Here is a 23749-nt window from a genome sequence, read left to right as displayed (position 1 = left end):
GACCATTCTCAACATCCAACAGGGTGCAACCGCATAAAACGGAGCGGAACCGTTGTCAAGGAAAACGTGGAATACCGAAGCGGCAGCGCCGCGAGGATATGCCGCGAAAGTTCCTTGACATAAGGTTCACGGATAATCCTGATACATTGGTCAGCAAGTGTGCTTGCTGGCCTGCTTCCGGCGAGGACGGGTGCGGGCAGAGCCCGCTTAACGGGTCAAGGGACTGGTCCCTTGCAGGTTCTTAGGGCGGAGCCCTAAGCCCTCGGAGAGCTTGTCGGTATCAATATCTACATTTTCAAGGTTCTTTTGAGCCTTTTTTCTTTGGCTCATTTTTCCATAGCAGACTTTACACTATCTAAGAAAAATGAATTTTATTTATTATTCTATTGTAATATAATAATTACATTAGTTAAATATAAAGGGAGAAATGAGGAAATGTTTTGTGAGTATTGTGGTAAAGAACTAGCAGACGGAACTAAGTTCTGCCCTTACTGTGGTAAGCCGGTAGGACAGAGTTCGCAGCAACCTGCAGGGAAGACTTCGCAGCAGCCTGCAGCACAACAGAGTACGTATGGGGAAAACGTTACTCAGCAACCAACCTATGGCCAGCAGCCTACTTATGGTCAGCAGTCTACCTATGGCCAGCAATCTACCTATGGCACCGGCACCTATGGTCAGCCGGAGAATCCTTACTACCAGACACAGCCTAAGAAGAAGGGTAATGTTGGTCTGATTATTGGCCTGGTTGCAGCAGTGGTAATTATTTTTGGAGCCATTGCAACCTTTGCCTTCATTAAGATTAGCTCAGCAGTAAACACAGCAAAGGAGATTGCCGAAAATCCTTCGGATGCCTTAGTTGATCAGTATCTCGATGAGGATGGCAATTTTGATCATGGAAAATTGAATGAATTTGAGGAAATGATGGCTGACACCTGGGAGAGTCAGTCAGAGGATATGACTGGCAAAACAATGTATGCCACACATGATCTTGTTACCAAGGAAGAGACTTCTTACTGGGAGTTCCTCGATAATAAGACAGCATGGCTTATGATGCCGGACGGAAGCTACTACGAAGCTAATTACACCTACATTACAGGTAAGCTTGGAATGCTTTACACAGAGTTTAAGTTCCAGGAATTTGGTCTTACGTATGATGAGCTTGCAAGCGTTACAGCTGCCAGAATGGAAGCGGATCCTTCCTGTGAGGGTTACGTTGTTATAGCGTTTACCAACATGGAGCTTCATAATGCTGACGGTTCCACTGAGACAATGGACAGCTCCAATGCGGTAATGTACTATGGCGTAAGCTATGACAAGGGTGATTACACTCTGTACGATATCGTAGGTGCTAACTCAGCAAGCTACTACAACTTTATATGTGATAAGTAAAATAATTATTGAAGCCTGAATCTGCGGATTCAGGCTTTATTTTTTCTACATAAATATTTTTGAATTTTTATAAGAAATGAACTTGACAATCATTCTCAATAAGTACATAATGATTTTGCGATAGTTAGCAAGAGGTAACAAGAATATGCCCTAAACAAGCCAACTATACGAATTGCATAAAATTTAATTTCTATCATAGGAAGAAGGAGTCACATGGATATGACATTAAATGAAGCCGAAATCGGAAAAGAATATATCGTTTCAGATATAGAGACTGACGGCGATGAAGACATGAAGAGTTTCCTGTTTTCACTTGGATGCTACAGCGGTGAGACTATTACTGTTGTTGATAAAAAGCGCAATCTGGTGGTCGCAATCAAGGATGCCAGATATAACATTGATCCTGAGTTAGCAGAAGCTATCAAGATATAATTGAAAAAAGTTATTTTTAGGAGGAAGTAAAATGAGAATCGCAATGGCGGGTAACCCGAATAGCGGAAAAACAACAATGTTTAATGCCCTGACCGGACGTAGTGAGAAGATTGGTAACTGGGCGGGTGTTACTGTTGATAAGAAGGAGAGTCCCATCAAAAAGTCATTTTATGATGGTGGAAAGGAGCTTATTGCAGTAGATCTTCCCGGAGCATATTCAATGTCTCCCTTCACATCCGAGGAGAGCATTACAAGCGGATATGTTAAGAACGAGCATCCTGATGCAATCATCAATATCGTGGATGCTACTAACCTTAGCAGAAGTTTGTTTTTCACAACTCAGCTACTTGAGCTTGGAGTACCTGTAGTTGTTGCACTTAATAAAAATGATGCAAACGACAAAAAGGGAAACAGCATAGATGAAAAGCTCCTTTCAGAAAAGCTTGGATGCCCTGTAATCAAGACTGTTGCTACTTCAGAGGCAGGTCTTAAGGAAGTGGTTAAGGCAGCAGCTGAGCTTGAAGGAAAAGGACAGAAGGAGCCCTATGTTCAGGGTAACGTTGATGTTCATGACAAGGCAGCAGTTGAAGAGGCAGACAGAAAGCGCTTTGCTTTTGTAAATAAGATTGTTAAGGATGTTGAGAATCGTAAGGTTCTTACAAAGGATAAGAACTTCGGAGATACAATCGATAACATTGTTACACATCCTGTTGTTGGACTTGTAGTTTTTGCTGCCATCATGTGGCTTGTATTCTATATTTCACAGACTACCGTAGGTACATGGCTTGCAGATATCCTCGCAGGCTGGATCGAAAGTTTCCAGGGCTTTGTGGGAGATAAGATGGCAGATGCCAACCCTCTTTTATATGCACTATTGGTTGACGGTATCATCGGTGGTGTAGGTGCCGTTGTAGGCTTCCTCCCCCTTGTTATGGTTATGTATTTCCTCATCGCACTTCTTGAGGACTGCGGATATATGTCAAGAGCAACAGTAGTTCTTGATCCTATTTTCAAGAGAGTAGGTCTTTCAGGAAAATCTGTAATTCCTATGATCATCGGAACTGGTTGCGGTATCCCTGCTATCATGGCATGCCGTACCATCAGAAACGAGAGAGAAAGACGTTCAACAGCAATGCTTGCAACCTTCATGCCCTGCGGAGCTAAGCTTCCTGTTATCGCACTTTTTGCAGGAGCATTTTTCCCTGAGTCAAAATGGGTGAGCTTCATCTGCTACATGGGTGGTATACTTCTTATCCTTCTTGGCGCACTTCTTATCAAGGCAGTTACAGGAATGAAGTACAGAAAGTCATTTTTCATCATCGAGCTTCCTGAGTACAAGGTTCCCAGCCTTATGTTTGCATTGAAGTCCATGCTCGAGAGAGGTAAGGCTTACATCATCAAGGCAGGTACAATCATCCTTGTATGTAACACAATCGTTCAGATCATGAGTAGCTTCAACTGGCAGTTCCAGGCTGTAGAAGAGGGAATGGAGAGCACTTCAATCCTCGCTGGTATTGCAGGACCCTTCTCTGTTCTTCTTATTCCTGTTGTTGGTATCGCCAGCTGGCAGCTTGCTGCAGCAGCAATCACAGGCTTTATTGCCAAGGAGAACGTAGTAGGTACTATCGCAACAGTTTATGCTATCACCAACCTTATCGATACCGAGGAGCTTGAGCTTATCGGTGAAGGTAACGCAGTTGCAGCAGTTATGGGTATCACCAAGGCAGCAGCTCTTGCATACCTTATGTTCAACCTCTACACACCTCCGTGCTTCGCAGCTCTCGGTGCTATGAACTCTGAGATGAAGTCAGCTAAGTGGCTTTGGGGCGCAATCGGCTTACAGCTTGCAACAGGCTTTACAGTTGGTTACCTTGTATATCAGATCGGTACACTTGTAACAACAGGCACTGTTGGTGTAGCCTTCGTTCCCGGACTTATCGCAATCCTGGCATTCGCAGGTATCATCGGATTCATTATCCAGAGAAACCAGAAGGCTATGGAGCTTGAGTATAAGCTTGACTGATGAAAACTGATGTCACATTAAGCTTTGAATAAAAAGGAATTATATAATATTTATAAGGATTTCCGGCAACTTCACTTGAGGGAGTTGCCGGTTTTTTGATAAATGGACACAAACATTTGTTTTTGGTAAACTGTGCTTGGAAGTTTTGTGGAAGGGAGGCATGTATGAATAGGACAATTTTTCATATAGATGTTAATTCTGCCTTCCTGTCATGGTCTGCGGTTAAAAGACTAAAGGAAGATCCTGATTCAGTAGATCTACGAACAATCCCTTCTGTTGTTGGCGGTGATGTAAAAACAAGACACGGCATAGTTACTGCAAAGTCGATTCCTGCTAAAAAGTATGGAATCCAGACAGCTGAGCCTATAGCCAGCGCTCTGCAAAAGTGCCCCAAGCTTGTTGTGATCTCGTCAGATTTCCATATTTACAGACAGTATTCACATGCATTTATAGACATATTAAGAAGCTATTCCGAGATTCTGGAGCAGGTATCAATAGATGAGGCCTATCTGGATGTGACAGAGCTTGCAGGAATGGATGTAAGAAACCACCTGATAGAAAGCTTTACCGGGCTCTTCAGGCTGATAGAGAGGGATGACGCCGGAGAGATAGAGAGGCCTGTGGCTTCGGAGGACGTCATCATTAAGGAAATAATAAATAACCCTGAATTTGATCAGGTATTTCCGCTTAATCTCGCAGCCGCGATAAGATATGAAATCCGTACAAAGCTGGGCTTTACAGTAAATGTCGGAGTATCAACCAACAAGCTCCTTGCAAAGATGGCCAGCGATTTTACAAAGCCAGACAGAACCCACACGCTGTATCCTGCGGAGGTACGCATAAAAATGTGGCCCCTTGATATAGGAGACCTCTTTGGCTGTGGCAAGAAGAGCGCTGAGAAGCTCAGGGGCGTTGGCATAAGGACAATCGGCGATGCCGCAGTGATGGATATTGAACTATTGAAATCTCAGCTGGGTGAAAAGGGCGGAGAGTACATTTACAGAAGCGCCAATGGAATAGGCTCGGACACCGTGCACACAGAGCACGAGGATGCCAAGAGCTATTCCAATGAGACTACTCTTGCTACCGATATTACAGCTGATAGCTACGATACGGACATGCCGCCGGTGGTAAGGCGCCTGGCCGATAAGGTGGCTGGGAGACTGCAGAAGGACGGCGTATATGGAGGAACAATAACCGCCCAGGTGAAGACCGGAGATTTCAGGCGGTTTTCAAGACAGATGAAGCTGTCTGAATCTACCAATGATGCAGATGTAATTTATGAAAATGCCATGCTTTTACTTGGGAATCTACTCACCGGAGAGGATGGAATTTTTGAAGGCGGAATAGGCGTGAGACTCGTGGGAGTCGGCGCGGACAATCTTGATAACGGCGAGTACCGTCAGGGTAACCTCTTTGATTGGGCTGCCACTGGTAAGGCACAAGTCAGGGAGGAGAAGCTTCGGGAGGAAAAGCGTGGGAAGCTTGAAGAGATGGAGAAGCTGATAAAGGGCCGTTTTGGAGATGATGCAATAAAAAAGGGGTACGATCAGTAGGCCCCATGAGACAGGCTCATGATGTTTTTGTAGTTTTAAGGGGAAGTTTTAAAGTATGAAAAAAAGTTTTTGGAATAACAAATTGGGGAGAGGAGTTTCTTTATTTATAATTCTATCGCTCCTTTCTACAGGAGTATCGTTTTCATCTGAGGGAGTGACGGCTAAAGCAGCTGCCATGACAGGAAATGTCGCCGGTGACCACAGAGTTGTGGAAGCACCCAAGATACGGTCACGCATGGAATCTGGTGAAAATAGGCTCTGGATGGTACGAGGTTGATTCCACCTGGGATGATACAGGAGATAATAATGAAGCAGCGCGCCATAAATACTTTAATGTGACGACTGCTTATCTTGAAAATCTGGGCTCTTCAAGCCACTTAAGAGCAGCTCCTTATATAGGCTCGCTTATGGAGACGCCTATAGCTACGGGAACTACCTATACCTATAGCTACATGAAAAATCATTACCCGAACCTGTTTACCAACATCGTAGCTACAGGCATAACTACAAATATGAGGACGGCAGATATAAAGACAGGGGAAACAGTCACTGCACAGGCATACCTTACACCTTCAAATGTCACCAACAAATACGTAAAATGGACATCCTCTGATCCTTCAGTCGCTGATGTGGATGGAGGCGTTATAACAGGTAAATCATCAGGAAGAGCTATAATAACTGCCACCGCCGGATCAAACCCTGATTTACTTACGACGATAGCAGTAACGGTAACGACTCCAATAACAGGCATTAAGCTGGATAGAAGTAGTATCACTATGAAAATAGGTGATATTTTCAGTATTAACGCATCTACCGTTCCGGATAACGCAGATGATAAGTCGGTTTCATGGATCAGCTCCAACAAGGAAGTGGCTACCGTCAACAATGGAAAGGTTACGGCTACAGGCTCAGGAACAGCTGTTATTACCGCAGTATCGGATGCCAACAATGCCATAAAGGCAAGCTGCAAAGTTACGGTTTCACTATCATCGGGAGCTGACATCACAGTGACCTCCGGAAAGGATACCTATAAGTATGAGGTTCTTGATGATGGATTTACAGTAGCCTTTAAGGGGGTATCTGATAAAAAGGTAAAGACAGTAGATATTCCTGAAGTCATATCTGATGCAAACGGAACAAAATACACTGTCACGGAGATAGGAAAGAGTGCTCTCAAGGGCAGGAAAAAGCTGAGGAAATTGACAGTTCCAAAAACTGTTACTACTATTAAAAAGAATGCTTTTAAGGGCTGTAAGGAGCTCTCACAGATAACCATCTACGGTGATACTCTTGAAAAGATAGAGAGCGGAGCTTTTTCAGGAATTTCAAAGAAGGCTACATTTACAATAAGAACTTCAGACAAAGCAAAATACAAGAAGATTGTAAAGAAAATAAAGAAGGCAGGCGCAAAGAATGCAAAATTCAAGCGAAAAAAGAAATAACAGTAAGGTAACATCCTTTGCGGTGATAAGAACAATACTTATTATCATCCTCGTAGGAGTAATAGGATATGAGGCGGTTATGATCTACCGCGACCAGACAGAGTATTCTGTTGCGGTTAATGAATATGAAGAAATTCGCGACACCTACGTGGATATAAAGGACGATAATACCCAGAAGGGTGCAAGCCTCTGGGAGGACGCTTATCCCAAGCTCGATATAAAGTTCCAGGCACTTAAGGATGTTAACCCTGATTTTGTGGGATGGATTTATTTCCCTGCACTTTCTAAGATAAGCTATCCCGTGGTTAAGGAGCAGGAGATTGACCAGTACCTCTACAAGACCTTTGACGGAACCTCCAACAGGTCGGGCTGTATCTTCATGGATGTCCTCAGCGATGAGAATTTCTGCGGACTTAGCGACATGGTATTTGGACATAATATGAAAAACGGTTCCATGTTCGGTTCACTTAAGACTCTCTATAAATCAGAGAATAAGGATGTTTTAAAGAATAGCCCTTACGTCTACATTTATACAGAGGATAAGGTTTATAAATACAAGGTTTTCGCATATTACACCACCACACGCGGATCTGAGAGCTACACAGAGGTAACTGACGAGAACGTTTATGATGAGTACATAAATTATATTAAGAGTAATTCTCTTATAGATGTACCAGCAGACATCAAATTTGATGAGCACCCGTCACTGCTTACACTTTCAACCTGCTCCGGAAAAGCCGGCAGCGGAAGGCGATTTGTGGTTCATACAGCAAAGGTCGAAACCTTCGACAGATAAATCAAATAATTTTTATCTTTATACAAAATTCATAGAAATATAATAGAAAATTCAAAGCCCAGGGTATACAATATCTTGTATAAAAATTTATACAGGCTCAAAAATATGTGTTTTGTGTCATGACTTGAATGAGGGGGAGAGTCTATGAACAAACGTATATCCATTAAGGGGAAAAGGCCTTTAATGGCAATCTTTGCATTGTCATTATTGGTCAGTTTAACTATATCTTTTAGTAATCCTATGGCATCTGTCAGGGTCAGCGCTTCGGGGTATGATCTTCCGATTGGAGATCATGAAGGCTTTCCTATGCGAGGTGCTTCTAAGACAGTTGCGTCTGATTATAATCCATTAAGAGCAAAAGTAAGAACCAGTAAGAACGCTGCCAACGCAGTGGATCATGGCTATTATTACGCGAAACTAAATACGATTGAAAAGAGAGATTTCTACGATGCTCTTTATATTGCTTGCGACAGCTCAAGGCGTTTAAAAAAGTTCGATAAGCTTCCGAGCAGTGATTCTGAGGCTGATGTTGTAAGTAAGGGTGGATACCTTTTCTACTCAGGAAGTGAAAGCAGAAACAGATATTACAATGCGGATTCCATGGAATGCACCACTGTTGTAAACGAGGCTATAGAAGCAGTCTGCTATGACCACATGGCCAATGTGGAATATTACATGTGCGACTGGCAGATATATGAATTTGAAACAAATGGTGTCTACAAGGATTACATAATCATGCAGGAATATACAGCTGATGATTATGATAAGATCGACCAGGCTGTAGCTGCAAAGGCGAAGGAATATGCTAATAAGGTAAAAGCCCTTGGACTTGTGGATGCCAATAACACAGCAGTGACAGTTCTAAATGTCCATGACTGGTATACAAAACAGGTTGTATATGGAAATATCGGCTCTACAGGAAAGTCATATTTCAATTTTTCACACACTGCTTACGGCGCACTCTGTAAGGGAAGAGCTGTCTGTGACGGCTATTCTCTGGGCTATGCACTTATTCTTAAAGAGCTCGGAATAAATACAAAGGTTGTTACCGGATACGCTAAAACCTCGTCAGGCAGCACCGGCGGACATGCCTGGAATATGGTAAATATAGGCGGAGACTGGTACGAAGAGGATACAACCTGGGCTGATGCTTCAAATTCCAGCGGAGCTTATATAAATCACGCATATTACAATAAAACAACCTATGAATATAGGGTGGGTATTGAAGGCAGCAAGCATGAGAGAGGCGCGCCCTACGGCGGAAGACTAATAGATACTGCAACCGGAACAAAGTATACATACGAAGCTACTCTTGCTCTTTTATCAGGTCAGGAGCCTCAGTATAACGATAACTCCGGTGAAGAGTCATCTACAAACACCGACAGCACAAATGAAAATAGTTCAGATAACAACACTACAACAACAGATACATCCTATAATGAGCCTGTTACTCTGGAGGCTTCTCCGATAGTATGCAAGGTTAACAGCGACCAGACAGCAACCATAAGGGGCGTGACAGACACTGCCGATTCAACTCTTGATATTCCAAGTACTGTTGAAATCAATGGAAAAGAGTACCCTGTAACAGAGATCGAGGCAGAGGCCTTTAAGGGAAACAGAAATATACGTGAGATAAAAGGAGGCCACAATATAGTTTCTATAGGAAAGGCAGCCTTTAGCAATTGTAAGAACCTAAGGACTGTTGATCTTTCACAGACAGATGTGAAAACAATCGGTGCCAAGGCCTTTAATGGCTGCGGCAAACTAAAGAAGGTTAAACTTAACGGTGATTATTTAAAGAAAGTCGGCTCCAAGGCTTTTAATAAATTAAATAAGGAGGTGAAGATAACAATATATGCCAGGAATAAGAAGACCTACAATAAGCTGGTGACGAAGGTAACAAAGGCTGGCGCTAAAAATGCAAAGTTTAAGAGTAAGAAATCCCTTGGCATAAAGTACAATTGAAAAATTATAACTAAATAGAGGAAACTTTTTTTGTGAATTTTTTCAGGATTACCACTAATAGCGTGATTGAAAGAAAATAATAAAAAGTACAATCATAAATGTAATTTTAATTGAAATTTTCGTTGACTTTTATGATAATCATGGTATTATTGGTGTAGGTAATTTATTAAAAATGATTTTGTTTCTGTGACTGGAGGAACGCACATGAAGAAGTTTAAACGTGTAATAGCTACTATGGTTGCAGTCGTTATATCCCTTAATGTAATGGCTTGTGGAGCTGAGAAGGTAGCTAAAATTGACGACGTAGCTGCTCTCAGAGGAATAAATGAAGATACTGAGAACATCTACATTGATGATGAAGCAATAGCTCTTGCCGGAGAGGCTACATCAAGCCAGGCTGCATTAGCAGCAGCTCAGGCAGCATTCGCGCTCGTTAATCAGAAGCGCGCTGCAGCAGGTCTTTCAGAGCTTAGATGGAGTGATGCACTTACACAGGCAGCACTTGTAAGAGCTCAGGAGATCGTTGGTACATTTTCACATAACAGACCTAACGGTTCTGCATGGTACACCGTAAACAGTAACATCATGTTCGGTGAGAACCTTGCAAAGCTTTATAACACAGGAGACTCCGTTGTAGACGCATGGATGGCATCACCTACCCACGCAGCTAACATCATGGAGGCAGGCTTCAGTACAGTTGGTATCGCCGTATATCAGGCAGAGAATGGCAACTGGTATTGGGCACAGGAGTTTGGATACTAATCCAAAGCCAAGCGAATAAAAAGGAAGAGGCAGAGACGAGCTAGCTCGTATTTCTGCCTCTTATTTTTTATTCATTTGGTGCGGAGCACCAACGAGGAAATGGAACATTTCCGAGTCTGGGCTTTGGATTAGTATCCATGGCAACTCATTTTCCGAGTCTGGGCTTTGGATTTAATTGCATGTAGACTCTTTTTGTTGTATTATAATGAGGTTACTTGCTGTGATAATTTACAGTAGTGAAGTGCATTGAAGAGCCCTGACAACTTTTCGATGCATCAATAGGAGGATTATTATGAAAAGAAAGATGATGGCAGCTATACTTGCTGCATCCATGATGGTGATGACTGTCACCGGATGTGGAGACAACCGTAAGGTAGCAGATGACGCAAACCAGGCCGAGAGCACAGAGACAGCTGACAGCGCTGAAACAGAGAGCTCCGAAGCAGAGACTGAGGCTTCTGAAGAAGCTACAGAGGACGCTACTGAGGCTGAGACAGAGGATGCATCAGCAGATGCTTCCGAGGAAGCTACAGAAGAGGCCACAGACGTTGATACAGAGGGAAAAGAGTACATTATCGGTATTTCCCAGTTTGCAGAGCACGGCTCACTTGATAACTGCCGTGAGGGATTCCTTCAGGGACTTGCAAACGAGGGTATCGTAGAGGGAGAGAACCTCACAGTTCACTTCCAGAACGCTCAGGCTGATACAGGTACTGCAAGCCAGATTTCAGATGCTTTTGTAGCTGATGGCGTAGACCTTATCTGTGGTATTGCAACACCCAGTGCAATGAGTGCTTACAATTCAGCACTTGGTACAACAGTACCCGTTATATATTCAGCAGTTTCAGATCCCGTTGCAGCAGAGCTTGCAAACGAGGACGGAACACCTGTAGGTAACATCACAGGAACATCTGATGCACTTGCTGTAACAGAGCAGCTTGAGATGATCAGAAAGATGCTTCCCGATGCTAAGAAGATCGGTATCCTTTATACAACATCTGAGACAAACTCAGAGAGCACAATCGCTCAGTACAAAGAGCACGCAGCAGATTATGGCTTTGAGATCGTAGACAGCGGTATCAACACACTTGCAGATCTTGATATGGCTGCAGCAGACCTTGTAACAAAGGTTGACTGCATCAACAATCTTACAGATAACACAGTAGTTTCAGGACTTCAGACAGTTCTTAGCTATGCTAACGAGCAGAAGATCCCCGTATTCGGATCAGAGGTTGAGCAGGTTAAGGTTGGCTGCGTGGCAGCTATGGGCCTTGATTATGTAAAGCTCGGTGTTCAGACAGGTGAGATGGCAGCAAAGGTTCTTAAGGGCGAGAAGCAGGCTTCAGAGATGCCTTTCGAGGTAATCAACGAGCCCAGCCTTTACGTAAACACAGCAGCTGCTGAAGGCATAGAGATGCAGCTTGATGAAGAGCTCGTTTCTACAGCAGCTGAGGTATTTGACAGCATCGCTGCAAATTAATAAAAAATATAAAGCTTCCAATGTAGGAAGTGTGAAATAAAAATATGCCTTCCCCCTTTAGGGGAAGGTGCCCGAAAGGGCGGATGAGGGTAACATGGCTTTATTGGTAAGTGTCCTCGAGCAGGGATTGTGCTACGCAATCATGGCTCTTGGAATGTATATAACATATAAAATTCTGGATTTTCCGGACATGACTGTGGACGGCGGCTTTCCTTTCGGAATCTGTCTTGCGGTTGTAATGATAAGAGCCGGAGTTCAGCCTATACTTACTTTGCCTATCTGCTTTGCGGCAGGTTGTCTTATTGGAGTATGTACAGGTATTATTCACGTGGTGTTCAAGGTAAGAGATCTTCTTGCCGGAATCATCATGATGACCGGTTTATATTCCATAAACCTTCGTATTGCAGGAAGAGCCAACCTTCCCATGTACGATTACTACACGATTTTTGACAACAGACTTATGAACGGTATCTTTGGTGCCGTTCCCGGACTTGCAAAATTCCAGTCCGTAATTATTCTTGTTGTGATTGTTGCCGTAGTTAAGCTGATCCTTGACTGGTATCTTAAGACCAGATCAGGACTTATGCTTCAGGCAGTAGGAGATAACGATGTTCTTGTAACCTCAATGGGCGTGGACAGAGGTAAGGTGCGCATCATAGGCCTTGCAATCGCAAACGGTATGGTTGCACTTTCAGGCTCCATATACGCTCAGCAGCAGAGATATTTTGACGTATCCATGGGTACAGGAACCGCTGTTATCGGTCTTGCCAGCGTTATTATAGGAACTGCGCTTCTTAAAAAGCTTTCATTTTTCAAGGTGACTACAAGCGTTATTATAGGTGCTATTGTCTACAAGGCCTGCGTTGCCATTGCAATCAAGTGCGGTCTTCAGTCAACAGACCTTAAGCTCATCACAGCTGTACTGTTCCTGGTGATTCTCATAATCACAAGAGACAGAAAGCGGAAAGTGGAGGCCTGATATGCTGGAACTGAAATCAATTTATAAAAACTATAATGCAGGCAGCGTCAACGAGATGTGTCTGTTCGACGATTTTAACTTAACTGTTCCTGACGGACAGTTTGTGGCTGTCGTAGGAAGTAACGGATCCGGCAAGACCTCAATGCTCAACATTATCTGCGGCTCAATACAGGCCGACAGAGGAGAGGTTCTTGTAAACGGTGTTAATATTGCCAATCAGCGTGACTACCAGAGACACAGAACCATAGGAAGAGTTTATCAGGATCCTTCAAAGGGAACCTGCCCTTCAATGAATATCCTTGAGAACATGTCAATCGCTGACAACAAGGGTAAGAGATATGGTCTTCAGTCAGGCGTTAATCACAAGAGGAAGGATTATTACAGAGAGCTGTTAAAAGGTCTCGGACTTGGCCTTGAGGATAAGCTATATACCAAGGTAGGCTCACTCTCAGGTGGTCAGCGTCAGGCGGTTGCACTTCTTATGAGCACCATGACGCCACTTGAATTCCTGATTCTTGATGAGCACACAGCGGCTCTTGATCCCAAGACTGCTGACATCATAATGGAGCTTACCGAGAAGATAGTAAGGGAGAAAAAGGTGACAACCATCATGGTTACCCACAACCTTCGCTACGCTACGGAATATGGTGACAGACTTCTCATGATGCATGAGGGGTCGGTGATCCTTGATAAGGCAGGAGAAGAGAAAAAGAACATGAATCCCGAGCAGATAATGCATCTGTTCAACGAGATAAGTGTTGAATGTGGTAACTAATTTATTAGGAGCTGTGTCTGGTGATCAGGCACAGCTCCTTTAAAGTTACTTAATTCATTTTTAACTATCTTTATTAGTCAGATTAGTCAATAGTGCTTCGAGTTCTGCTATTCTGGCATCTTTTTCAATCAAAGAATTATCCTTTTCAGCCAAAGCATTATCTTTTTCAGCCAAAGCAGCATCTTTCTTTGCAAGCTCGCGTTCATATTCACCTTTCATAACATCAATATCAATTTTGGATAACATATATTCAGTCCTCCATTTCTGATTGAGACGAGCGAGTTTGACGGCATCGTCAAGCTGGCTGGTTAACTGACTGCCTGCAAGCTTACCACTAAGGTAATCTAAAAATTTAATTGATTAACACTATTATACTGACTGATTTCGGCGGGTACAACTTTTCTTCCAAGCAAGAATTTTGTCACTTTGCTATAATGTTTAATTATGAAAACAGATGAAACAAAAAAAGTCTCCTTTATCAGGATCATAGCCATAGCTTCAGTAGGGTACCTTCTGCTCATGATCGTTATTCTGTCCGCAGTGTGGTGGAATACATCAGGAACACTGGAGGATAGCGCTGCTGCGTCCATTACTCAGGCCAGGGAGATGGCGTCCTTCGAAATAGAAGAGGTGCTAAAATCCAACGAGCAGGCGCTGGCTTCGGTTTTGCAGAATAATGAAAATATACAGGTCTTCGAGTATGGGAATGAAAATCAGAGGGCTATAGCTGCGCAGAACATGGTTCAGATATTGAACAGGGCAGCAATGACAAGTAGTGACGTTCAGACCCTTGTTTTCTATGACCTTGTAGGGGATACCTACATAGCAAGGACAGAGCCTAATATTTCATACGAAGAGACATCTAATATTGAGAAGACTATACGGCAGCTTGTGGAGGATAATCCCGGCAATATGCCTTCATCCTGGTTCTATTGGAAAATAGGTGAAGACAGCTATCTTCTTAGAATGTATAAGAATAAAAAGAGAATGCTCGGCGTTCTTGTAAAGGTGTCAAATATTTCCGATTTTTATTCACCTGAAAGTGGGATTGAATATACTCTTGTGTCTGATGATGGCCAGATAATTGCAGAGTATGGAGCCATAGAAGCTGCTACAGACGAAGATGCATCCCTGACACACGGTGGAAACGGTCTGATAAAGGACTATCTGACCGAAAACTATATCGATGTTTGCAGATGGTCTCCGGACAAGGAGTATTATATTTCCGGAACCGGTTTTGCAAGCGGAGATTTTTCGCTTTTCCTTAGTATGACCAGAAGCAAGGTCTATGGTGGCTTTCAGATTCTTCAGGTGGTTATAATAATCCTGATAGTAATCGCGATACTGATGCTGGTGTTTATGAGCATTTATGCGAGAAAAACAGTTTTTTCACCTCTTTCTGACCTTCTTCGTGCCATGAGAGAAATCGAGAAGGGCGACCAGAACGTGAGGCTCTCTGACAATGCGGACACCACAGAGTTTCAGCAGATAAATACGAGCTTCAACAAGATGATGGACACCATTGTTAATCTCCGCATGAAATCCTACGAGGAGAGAATAGCCTTTGACGAAGCTACTTTAAAATATGTTCAGCTTCAGATTAAGCCACACTTTTTCCTCAACGCGCTGACAACGATTCACAGCATGTCCTATCAGAACAAGAATGAAGAGATAAGAGAGTACATAGAGAGACTTTCAAGAAACGTAAGGTACCTGTTTAAGTCAGGTCTTCACACCGTGCCGCTTTCAGAGGAAATAGAGCACGCAAGGGACTACATCGCGATGCAGGATATTCTCTATCCGGGTTCTGTTTTTGATTTTATAGATATCGGAGAGGGTCTGGAGGACTATCCGGTTCCGCAGCTCCTTGTACATACGATTCTTGAAAATATATACAAGCACGCCGTATCAGTTGATAAAATGATATCCATATTGATTTCCGCAAAAGCAGAGGAACACTATGGGGAAGAGATATGCCACATCACAGTGGAGGATGACGGCGATGGATTTCCGGAGGAATTCCTTGCGGATGTGAAAAATGGAAATGTAAAGGTCAAGGAAAACGGACACGGAGTAGGTCTCTGGAATCTGAAAAAGACACTAAGTCTTATGTACAGAAGAGATGACCTTATCGAGTTTTCAAATAAAGATACCCATGGAAGCCGCGTAGATATGTGGATTCCTAAGAGAGTTAAGAGGCAGAGCAGTTTATGGATGCAATCGTAATAGATGATGATATATCCACGGTGGACGTAATAGTCGCCAATGTGGACTGGGAGAAATTTCATATAGATAAGGTGCACACAGCCTATAATGTGGCTTCTGCGCAGAGGATTTTTAAGGACAATGACATAAGCATAGCTGTCTGCGATATTGAGATGCCCATGGGAAGCGGCCTTGACCTTATAAAGTGGGTCAGGGAGGAGAAAATCGATACCGAATTCATTTTCCTTACAAGCCATGAGAAATTCGATTATGCGAGACAGGCTATTGAATACAAGGCATCAGGCTATGTGGTTAAACCCTTTAATGCAGACAGAATGGAGGCGGAGCTCACGTCTGCCCTGCAGAGATTAAGCGACAGACAGGAGATACAGAAGGCTTCGAAATTCGAGGAGCTTTACGCAGGAAGTCTTGAATATGTTGAGGGCTCCTTTTGGGACGATGTACTACAGCGAAGGATTGTAGAGGACAGGAGTATCATTGCGAAGGAAGCTGCAAACAGAGGCCTTAATATAGATACTGAAAGCGCCTACAGACTTTTCATAATAGCGAGTGGCAATCCCGAGCAGATAGGTGAGAAGATCGGTAAGGAATCCGTGGGACTCTATGAAAAGGACCTTGCGGCCTTTGTGACTGACAAGCTCTGCTGTGAAAAACTCCACCAGGGAAGGATAGTAAACTATCATGTTAAGAACCTTCTCTACACCGCTATCATCTGCGGAGATGAGTCCAAGACCATAGACCAGGAGTTTATCGATGAAGCGCTAAAGGAGCTGGGGAATGTTATAACCGTATATATAGGAAACTCCTGTAATATAGAAGAGCTCCATGAGACAAGGCTTCACATCGAGGAGCTGGACAGAAATAACGTGGCTTCCAAGGGAAGAGTTTTCCATGAAAATGATGAGATTGTAATGCTCTCAGAAAAGGAACATATCCTGGATCAGGAGCAGATAAGACTTCTTCTTAATGAAAAGAAGAAAAAGGAACTTCTGAACCTTCTTAAATTCAGCATGGAGAGCCTTGCGAACCAGAAGAAGCTCTCAGCAGCCACGCTTACCATAATAAAGCAGGATCTTTTGCAGATAGTTTTCGTATACCTTCACAGCAAGGGGATCCAGGCTACGCAGCTTTTTGCAAATGATGCCTTTGTGCTTCTTGAGAGTCAGTCCACGGATTCGCTGATGGACATGATGCGTTTTCAGGTGCATCTGATCTCAGCCACAATCGACTATGTAACTGAGGTTGAGCAGTCAGACTCCATTGTGCAGCGTGCCAAGAACTACGTGCACCAGCACTACGCAGAAGATATATCAAGAACGGAGATCGCTGAGAGCGTGTTCCTCACACCTGAGTACATGGCTAAGATGTTTAAAAAGGAGACAGGCGTAAGTCTTAAGCAGTACATAAGCGACTACCGTGTTCAGATTGCAAAGGAGCGCCTTTCAAGTCCCGGAGTCCGCATCAGCGACGTGGCAGCAGAGGTGGGCTTTGACAATTTTTCCTACTTCTCAACGGTATTTAAGAAGACAACAGGCTATACTCCCGGTGAATACCATGCCATGACTACGGGACAAAACGAATAAAAAATTCTATTTACGAAAAAAACTTAAAATTAAAAATTAATGTCTTGTTTTTAAAAGAAAGAGAATTACCTCCCTTTGTATAATGAGTTTACTTCAAATGAAGAGCAATTAAACACAATGTACAAAGGGAGGTAATTATGTTTAAAAAAGCTATTAGCACAATTCTTGCCGCAGCTATGACATTTTCACTCGTAGCATGTGGTTCATCTGATGGGGGCGCACAGAGCGCAGGTTCAGATAACGATACAAAGACTGAGGCGGCAGCAACCGCTGACGGAGATTACGACCAGATCACTTATGCGTTCGTAACCTTCAATACAGTTCCTGATGATACTTCTGATGTAGAAGAGGCTCTCAACGAGATCACAAGAGAGAAGATTGGAGTTGAGGTTCATCTTATGCCTCTTTCAATCGCTGATTACACACAGCAGGTAAGCCTTGCTGTACAGAACGGCGAGATCGATATTTTCCACACACTTGGCGATCTTGGTAATAGTATTGCAAGTGATATGTGTTACGACATCACAGATATGATGGACACAGATGCAAAGGAGACCAAGGAACTCTTCGAGGAGGAGTGGCTCAAGACCACAATGCAGGACGGCAGACTTTATGCTATTCCTACACTTAAGCCCTTCGCACTTCAGCCCATGCTTCTTTACAGAAAGGACATCGCTGAGGAACTCGGACTTAACATGGATACAGTAAAGACAGCAAAGGATCTCACAGATATCTTTGCACAGGTTAAGGAAGCTCATCCTGAGATGACACCCCTTGCTCCTGTATCACAGGGCGACAGCGGTCTTACAAGATGGATCCCCAATATCGACTGGCTTGGTGATTCCTTCGCATCACCCACAGGTGTTCTTCAGGGCGAGGACATGACAGTAACAAGCTACTATGACCTTACAGATTTTGAGGACTATGCAAACCTTGTAAGAGACTGGTACTCAAATGACTACATCATGAAGGATGCAGCTACAACAACATCTGCAGCAGCAGAGCTTATGTCTTCAGGTAACTACTTCGCTTACTCAGCATCATACAGCTATCCTCTTGAGGACACAGCAGCTTCACTTTCAGCTCCTTCAGGCTACGAGCTTGGTGCAATCGCACTCGGAGATGCTTACCTTGATACATCTTCAATCAATGCAGTAGCACAGGTTATCGCATCAACTTCTGAGAATCCTGATGCAGCACTTAAGTTCCTCAACCTTACATACACAGACGCTGATGTAATCAACACAATGCTCTATGGTATCGAGGGCAGAGATTATACAAAGAACGAAGACGGAACAGTTTCTTATCCCGAGGGACAGGACGCTGCAACAGTTCCTTACACAGCACAGCTTTCATGCGGTGTTCTTGGTAACTTCTTCATCCAGTGGCCTTTAGAGGGCTCAGGCTCAGAGGAGTCACTTAAGTGGGAGGACGAGCAGAACCACAACGCTCCTTCATCACCTGCAATGGGCTTCACCTTTGATGCATCAGGCGTTCAGACTCAGTACACAGCAGTAAGCAATGTAATCCAGCAGTATCTGCCCGGTATCGCTTGCGGATCAGTTGAAACAGAGTCAGCACTTGCTGAGTTCAGACAGGCACTTAAGGATGCAGGCTATGACGACATCCTCGCTGAAAAGCAGAAGCAGCTTGACGCTTGGGTAGCAGCACAGTAATTCATTAGTTTTTATAAAAAATATAAGCAGGCCGGTATATCTTAAAAGGTCACGAACCAGGTAGACATACTGGCCTGTATATATGTAAAAGAGGAAGGAATTTAGATGTCTGAAAACAAGTCCAACATTAAAAAAGTAAAAAATAAATATGCTAAATCGGGTCCGCTTCTTTTGATAGCAGCGCCGGGTATCTTATATCTTATTATCAACAACTATATCCCGATGTTTGGTATCTTTCTTGCTTTCAAGAATTTCAGTTATAAAAAAGGAATCTGGAAGAGCCCCTGGAATGGTTTTCAGAACTTTAAATTCCTGTTCCAGACAAAGGATGCCATCATAATGACAAGGAACACAATCCTTTATAATCTGGCATTTATCGTAATCGGAACAGTCTTTGCAATCACCATCGCGATTTTCCTGAATGCTCTTGGTGACAGCATCAGAACCAAGTTCTTCCAGTCAGCTTTGCTTCTTCCGAACCTTATGAGCTGGGTTATCATCGCATACATGGTATATGCATTCCTTAATTCCGACAGCGGTTTCATCAATAACACCATCATGAAGGCTTTGGGAAAAGAGGATATTGCCTGGTACATGGAGAGAGGCTACTGGCCCTTTATCTTAACGATAGTTTACCTTTGGAAAAATGCCGGCTATATGTCAATCATCTATCTTGCAGCAATTGCAGGAATTGACAAGTCAGTGTACGAAGCAGCGAGCCTTGACGGTGCGACCAAGCTTCAGCAGATCTTCAGAGTGACACTTCCGCTTCTTAAGCCCACAGTCATCATCATGACACTTATGGCAGTCGGAAGAATCTTCTTCTCTGACTTCGGTCTGTTCTATCAGGTTCCTATGAACTCAGGTGCGCTCTATGCCACAACCCAGACCATCGATACCTACGTGTACAGAGGTCTTATGGAACTTAACGACGTTGGAATGAGTGCCGCAGCAGGCCTTTTCCAGTCATTGCTTGGCTTTATCATCGTGGTTTCAGCTAACGCATTTGTCCGTAAAGTGGACAACGATAACGCACTTTTCTAAAGGAGTTAAAAATGGAAAATACATTAAAAATGGGAACAGCAAATATAGTAAGTGCCGTTCATGTCTCTTCGGATGCAAAGAAATTCAAGGCTATATCAACCATCGTCCTTGGAATTCTGGCAATACTGGCACTTTTACCGATAATACTTATCGTAGTTGCATCCTTCACGGATGAGACAACACTTCTTAGAAACGGATATGCATTTATCCCGGAAAAATGGTCCACAGACGCATACGTATATATGCTTCAGCAGGGTTCAACAATTTTCAGAGCTTATGGAATCTCAGTCCTCGTAACAATCGTAGGAACACTTATAAGCGTACTCATCACCACAATGATCGCTTATCCCATGAGCAGAAAGAACTTCAAATACCGCAACGTACTTGCATTTTTCGTATTCTTCACAATGCTTTTCAACGGCGGCGTAGTTCCTTCATACATGATGTGGACTCAGATTTTTGATATAAAAAACAGCATCTGGGCACTGATTCTTCCCAATTATCTGTGCGGTGCTTTCAATATTTTTCTTGTAAGAAACTATTATGCAAACAGCATCCCGGATGCACTTATCGAGTCGGCTCAGATAGACGGAGCAAGTGAGCTTACAATTTTCTTTAAGATCATTTTCCCTCTTGCAGTTCCGACAGTTGCAACAATTTCGCTTTTTACAGCACTTACTTATTGGAATGACTGGGTAAACGCGCTGTACTACATACAGAAGCCACAGTATTACGGAATTCAGAACCTGCTCATCAGGATAATGAACAACATTCAGTATCTTAAGAGCGGCGCAGCCAGTGTGGCAGTAGGTACAGGAGCAATATCCCTTCCAAGCAACGCAGTGAGAATGTCCATGGCGGTTATTGGAATTCTACCTATTGTAGTTATTTACCCTTTTGTGCAGAAATACTTTGTTAAAGGCGTTGTCGTAGGTGCTGTAAAAGGCTGAGAACACTTGGCGAGGTATTTTCGAGCCTAGTGTGAACGTGTTCTGGCGAGGGGCAAAGCCCCGAGAGCAGAACTTCCTTGTGAAAAATGGGAGGCAAAGAAACAGTGAAAATATCAGAAGTCTTAGAACGTGTATACGCATACCATCCCGATCTTGGTCCGGATTATGATGGATGCGATGGAATAAAGTGTGGGGACCCCGACAGAGAGAGTACAGGCATTGTATCATCCCTCGTCCCCAATGTTGATGTAATAAGAAAAACAATTGAGATGGGCTGCAACCTGCTTTATGTACATGAGCCCACAAGCTACCTTACCCCCGACCTTAGGGGATGGAGAGCTAATTATAAGTGCGACATCTATGATGAAAAGATGAAGCTCCTTGAGGACAACGGCATTGTTGTTTTCAGGGATCATGATCACATGCATGCCCACAGACCTGACAGCATCTTCACAGGTGTGATCAAGTACATGGGCTGGGAGGATTATCTTAAGGATTCAGGAAATAAGATTCCCTTTGGCTATGTTATCGAACTCCCCGAGGAGGTTACGGTAGCAGAGATGAACAAGGAGCTCATAGATAAGATAGGACTTCACGGAACAAGATATATCGGACGACCTGAGGATAAGATCAAAAAGCTTGCTCTCGTCGGACATATCTATCCCGATGCATTTATACCTGCATCTGAAAAGGGCGGCTATTACACTGACTACACAACGGAGATTATCCGCGCAATGCAGGAGGAGCATATAGACGCAATCATTCCCGGAGAGATAATCGAGTGGAATCTGCTGTCCTATATAAGGGACGGTATTTCTCTTGGAAGAAACATGGCATGCTTTAATATCGGCCACTTTAACTGGGAGGAGCTTGGTGCAAAATATGCTGCCGACTGGCTGACAGACCTTACAAAGGGCGAAGTAAAAGTATCATACGTTCCGACAGGAGATCTGTGGAACTATCAATTAGCATAACTACTATTTTGCATAACGGAGGAGGCAAAAAATGGCGACAGGAAGACTTAGATTTTACTCCATTTCGCAGATGGGGCAGGTGAATATCTCATATGTAATACCTAATGATATTCCGCCTATAATGGTTGAGGGGAACGAGCATTTTAAAAGACCAATGAAGACACTTTATCTTCTTCATGGCTTTTCAGGTAACGAGAGTGACTGGGAGTACAATGGCGTTGCAGAGGACATCGCAGGAAAATATAACCTGGCAGTTATCATGATAACTGGCGGCAACAACTTCTATCTGGACAGAAAGGCAACAGGCTGTCAGTACGGAACCTTTGCAGGAGAAGAGGTTGTTAATTATACAAGAAAATTATTCGGCCTTTCAGAAAAAAGAGAGGACACACTGATCGGTGGTCTTTCCATGGGCGGCTTTGGTGCAATCCACACAGCACTTGCTTATCCTGAGACCTTCGGCGGAGTTGTGGCTTTGTCATCAGCTCTTATCATCCATGATATTGCAGGTCTTAAGGAAGGCTTCCAGGATATGATGGCCAACTACGATTACTACAGAGAAGTATTCGGAGACCTTGATAAGGTCAAGGAATCTGATAACAACCCTGAGGTTCTTTATACAAAGCTCAAGGATAAGGGTGCAAAGATTCCTCCGATCTACATGGCTGTTGGAACAGAGGACTTCCTCTATGAGAACAATCAGATCATGAGAAGATTCTTTGAAGAGAACAAGGCTGATTTCACCTACGAAGAGGGACCCGGAATCCATGACTGGAATTTCTGGAACGAGTATATCTTCAAGGGGCTTGACTGGGTTCTTGGAAAAATCTAAAAGGAGCTAAACGGAATGTCTTTTTCAGAGGTACATTTTTTATCGGATAGTTTAAAGCAGGGAGTGTCGGTTTGCGTATTCATGCCCGAGAGAGGATCCTTTGGTTCCGACGCTGAGCCTCCCTACAAAACAGTATATTTTCTTCCCGGCTACAGCGGGGATTATGCAAGCATTATCACAATGCTTGGAATCCGCAAGCAGGCTGAGCTCAAGGGCCTTACGGTTGTAATGCCAAACGGCCAGAATGCTTTTTATATAGATCACCCGGAGAGAAATGCCAATTACAGCAAGTTCATAGGTGAGGAGCTTATCGAGAGAACAAGGGATATGTTCAGACTCTCTGACAAAAGAGAGGATACCTACATTGCGGGAATATCCATGGGCGGCTACGGAGCTCTTTTAAACGGTATCAGATACCATGACGTGTTCTCCAAGGTTGCTGCATTTTCACCTGCGACCAATCCCTGGACACTGCTTTCAGAGCCTGAGAAGGGCGGCTTTGGTGCTGCTGAATTTGCCAACATGTTTGGAACCAGGGAAGAGTACGAGAATGGCCCGTGGAACATTTTGAAGGCCTATTCAGAAGCAGATAAGTCCATAATTCCCGAGCTGTTTATCGGCTGCGGAGATCACGATATAGCAGTAGATTCACAGGTTAAGGAATTCAGAGAAACTCTTGATAAGTCAGAGGTTCCCTACAGGTATTTCGGAACTGAAGGTAACCACGATTTTGATACCTGGGATAAGATGCTTGATCCTGTATTTTCATTCCTTGCAGGTATTCCTGAGGGAAGCAGGAACGCACTCTCCATTCCTCCAATGGAATAAAAAATTGACAATTAGCAGGGTAAGAATTGCAAAGTAA

Annotated in this window: 22 protein-coding genes; 21 read left to right on the top strand and 1 reads right to left on the bottom strand. The window is 43.5% G+C overall.

Annotated features, from left to right (window positions below; genetic code table 11):
- Nucleotides 1–98 precede the first annotated feature (98 nt).
- The 13 genes from G587_RS26285 (at nucleotide 99) to G587_RS0114040 (ending at nucleotide 13599) form a co-directional block, all read left to right on the top strand.
- A complete protein-coding gene (locus G587_RS26285) occupies nucleotides 99–245 on the top strand; it encodes a hypothetical protein (protein WP_196812581.1) in 147 nt (48 codons plus the stop codon).
- A gap of 190 nt (nucleotides 246–435) precedes the next feature.
- A complete protein-coding gene (locus G587_RS24605; protein ID WP_026492792.1) occupies nucleotides 436–1389 on the top strand; it encodes a zinc ribbon domain-containing protein in 954 nt (317 codons plus the stop codon).
- 213 nt (nucleotides 1390–1602) lie between these two features.
- A complete protein-coding gene (locus G587_RS0114085) occupies nucleotides 1603–1821 on the top strand; it encodes a FeoA family protein (protein WP_330364485.1) in 219 nt (72 codons plus the stop codon).
- Nucleotides 1822–1852: 31 nt separating this feature from the next.
- The gene (gene feoB, locus G587_RS0114080) at nucleotides 1853–3844 is read left to right on the top strand and encodes a ferrous iron transporter B (protein ID WP_026492790.1); all 1992 of its coding nucleotides are present in this window, start codon (nucleotides 1853–1855) and stop codon (nucleotides 3842–3844) included.
- 164 nt (nucleotides 3845–4008) lie between these two features.
- Nucleotides 4009–5400 (top strand): DNA polymerase Y family protein, encoded by a 1392-nt coding sequence (locus tag G587_RS22870; protein ID WP_035786801.1) that lies wholly within the window; start codon nucleotides 4009–4011, stop codon nucleotides 5398–5400.
- A gap of 55 nt (nucleotides 5401–5455) precedes the next feature.
- Complete coding sequence (locus G587_RS26020; protein ID WP_207637476.1) at nucleotides 5456–5677, top strand: hypothetical protein; 222 nt, start codon at nucleotides 5456–5458, stop codon at nucleotides 5675–5677.
- Nucleotides 5646–6842, top strand: coding sequence for an Ig-like domain-containing protein (locus G587_RS22865; RefSeq protein ID WP_207637475.1), 1197 nt, complete (start codon nucleotides 5646–5648; stop codon nucleotides 6840–6842). The genes G587_RS26020 and G587_RS22865 overlap by 32 nt, the downstream gene beginning before the upstream one ends.
- Nucleotides 6814–7638 (top strand): class B sortase, encoded by an 825-nt coding sequence (locus G587_RS0114065; protein WP_026492789.1) that lies wholly within the window; start codon nucleotides 6814–6816, stop codon nucleotides 7636–7638. Before G587_RS22865 ends, G587_RS0114065 begins: the two co-directional genes overlap by 29 nt.
- Before the next feature lie 144 nt (nucleotides 7639–7782).
- Complete coding sequence (locus tag G587_RS0114060; protein WP_081679462.1) at nucleotides 7783–9603, top strand: leucine-rich repeat protein; 1821 nt, start codon at nucleotides 7783–7785, stop codon at nucleotides 9601–9603.
- A 204-nt stretch (nucleotides 9604–9807) separates the two neighbouring features.
- Entirely contained in the window at nucleotides 9808–10365 is a 558-nt protein-coding gene (locus G587_RS0114055) for a CAP domain-containing protein (protein WP_051201049.1), read from the top strand.
- A gap of 292 nt (nucleotides 10366–10657) precedes the next feature.
- The gene (locus G587_RS0114050) at nucleotides 10658–11845 is read left to right on the top strand and encodes an ABC transporter substrate-binding protein (protein ID WP_026492786.1); all 1188 of its coding nucleotides are present in this window, start codon (nucleotides 10658–10660) and stop codon (nucleotides 11843–11845) included.
- A gap of 94 nt (nucleotides 11846–11939) precedes the next feature.
- Nucleotides 11940–12824 carry an ABC transporter permease gene (locus G587_RS0114045; RefSeq protein ID WP_026492785.1) on the top strand — a complete coding sequence of 295 codons (885 nt, stop codon included), beginning with the start codon at nucleotides 11940–11942 and terminating at the stop codon, nucleotides 12822–12824.
- A gap of 1 nt (nucleotide 12825) precedes the next feature.
- Nucleotides 12826–13599, top strand: coding sequence for an ABC transporter ATP-binding protein (locus G587_RS0114040; RefSeq protein ID WP_026492784.1), 774 nt, complete (start codon nucleotides 12826–12828; stop codon nucleotides 13597–13599).
- 60 nt (nucleotides 13600–13659) lie between these two features.
- On the opposite strand, the gene G587_RS0114035 is transcribed toward G587_RS0114040, so the two are convergent.
- Nucleotides 13660–13845, bottom strand: a complete 186-nt coding sequence (locus G587_RS0114035; RefSeq protein WP_026492783.1) for a hypothetical protein — start codon at nucleotides 13843–13845, stop codon at nucleotides 13660–13662.
- Between the two features lie 198 nt (nucleotides 13846–14043).
- Between G587_RS0114035 and G587_RS0114030 the strand changes: the two genes are divergently transcribed.
- The 8 genes from G587_RS0114030 (at nucleotide 14044) to G587_RS24600 (ending at nucleotide 23712) form a co-directional block, all read left to right on the top strand.
- The gene (locus G587_RS0114030) at nucleotides 14044–15825 is read left to right on the top strand and encodes a sensor histidine kinase (protein WP_026492782.1); all 1782 of its coding nucleotides are present in this window, start codon (nucleotides 14044–14046) and stop codon (nucleotides 15823–15825) included.
- Nucleotides 15810–17408, top strand: a complete 1599-nt coding sequence (locus G587_RS0114025) for a response regulator transcription factor (protein ID WP_026492781.1) — start codon at nucleotides 15810–15812, stop codon at nucleotides 17406–17408. The genes G587_RS0114030 and G587_RS0114025 overlap by 16 nt, the downstream gene beginning before the upstream one ends.
- A 137-nt stretch (nucleotides 17409–17545) precedes the next feature.
- On the top strand, nucleotides 17546–19084 hold the full coding sequence (locus tag G587_RS0114020; RefSeq protein ID WP_035786796.1) for an ABC transporter substrate-binding protein: 1539 nt from the start codon (nucleotides 17546–17548) through the stop codon (nucleotides 19082–19084).
- A 105-nt stretch (nucleotides 19085–19189) separates the two neighbouring features.
- On the top strand, nucleotides 19190–20128 hold the full coding sequence (locus tag G587_RS0114015) for an ABC transporter permease (RefSeq protein WP_026492779.1): 939 nt from the start codon (nucleotides 19190–19192) through the stop codon (nucleotides 20126–20128).
- Between the two features lie 11 nt (nucleotides 20129–20139).
- Nucleotides 20140–21078, top strand: coding sequence for a carbohydrate ABC transporter permease (locus G587_RS0114010; protein WP_242830089.1), 939 nt, complete (start codon nucleotides 20140–20142; stop codon nucleotides 21076–21078).
- A 104-nt stretch (nucleotides 21079–21182) separates the two neighbouring features.
- On the top strand, nucleotides 21183–22052 hold the full coding sequence (locus G587_RS0114005) for a Nif3-like dinuclear metal center hexameric protein (protein ID WP_026492777.1): 870 nt from the start codon (nucleotides 21183–21185) through the stop codon (nucleotides 22050–22052).
- A 31-nt stretch (nucleotides 22053–22083) separates the two neighbouring features.
- Entirely contained in the window at nucleotides 22084–22884 is an 801-nt protein-coding gene (locus G587_RS0114000; protein WP_026492776.1) for an alpha/beta hydrolase, read from the top strand.
- Between the two features lie 15 nt (nucleotides 22885–22899).
- Complete coding sequence (locus tag G587_RS24600; RefSeq protein ID WP_051201047.1) at nucleotides 22900–23712, top strand: alpha/beta hydrolase; 813 nt, start codon at nucleotides 22900–22902, stop codon at nucleotides 23710–23712.
- The last annotated feature ends 37 nt before the right edge of the window (nucleotides 23713–23749 follow it).

Origin of the sequence: Butyrivibrio sp. XPD2002, from assembly GCF_000423945.1 — a bacterium.
Classification (GTDB): domain Bacteria; phylum Bacillota; class Clostridia; order Lachnospirales; family Lachnospiraceae; genus Butyrivibrio.
This window is presented reverse-complemented; position numbering and strand designations above follow the sequence as displayed.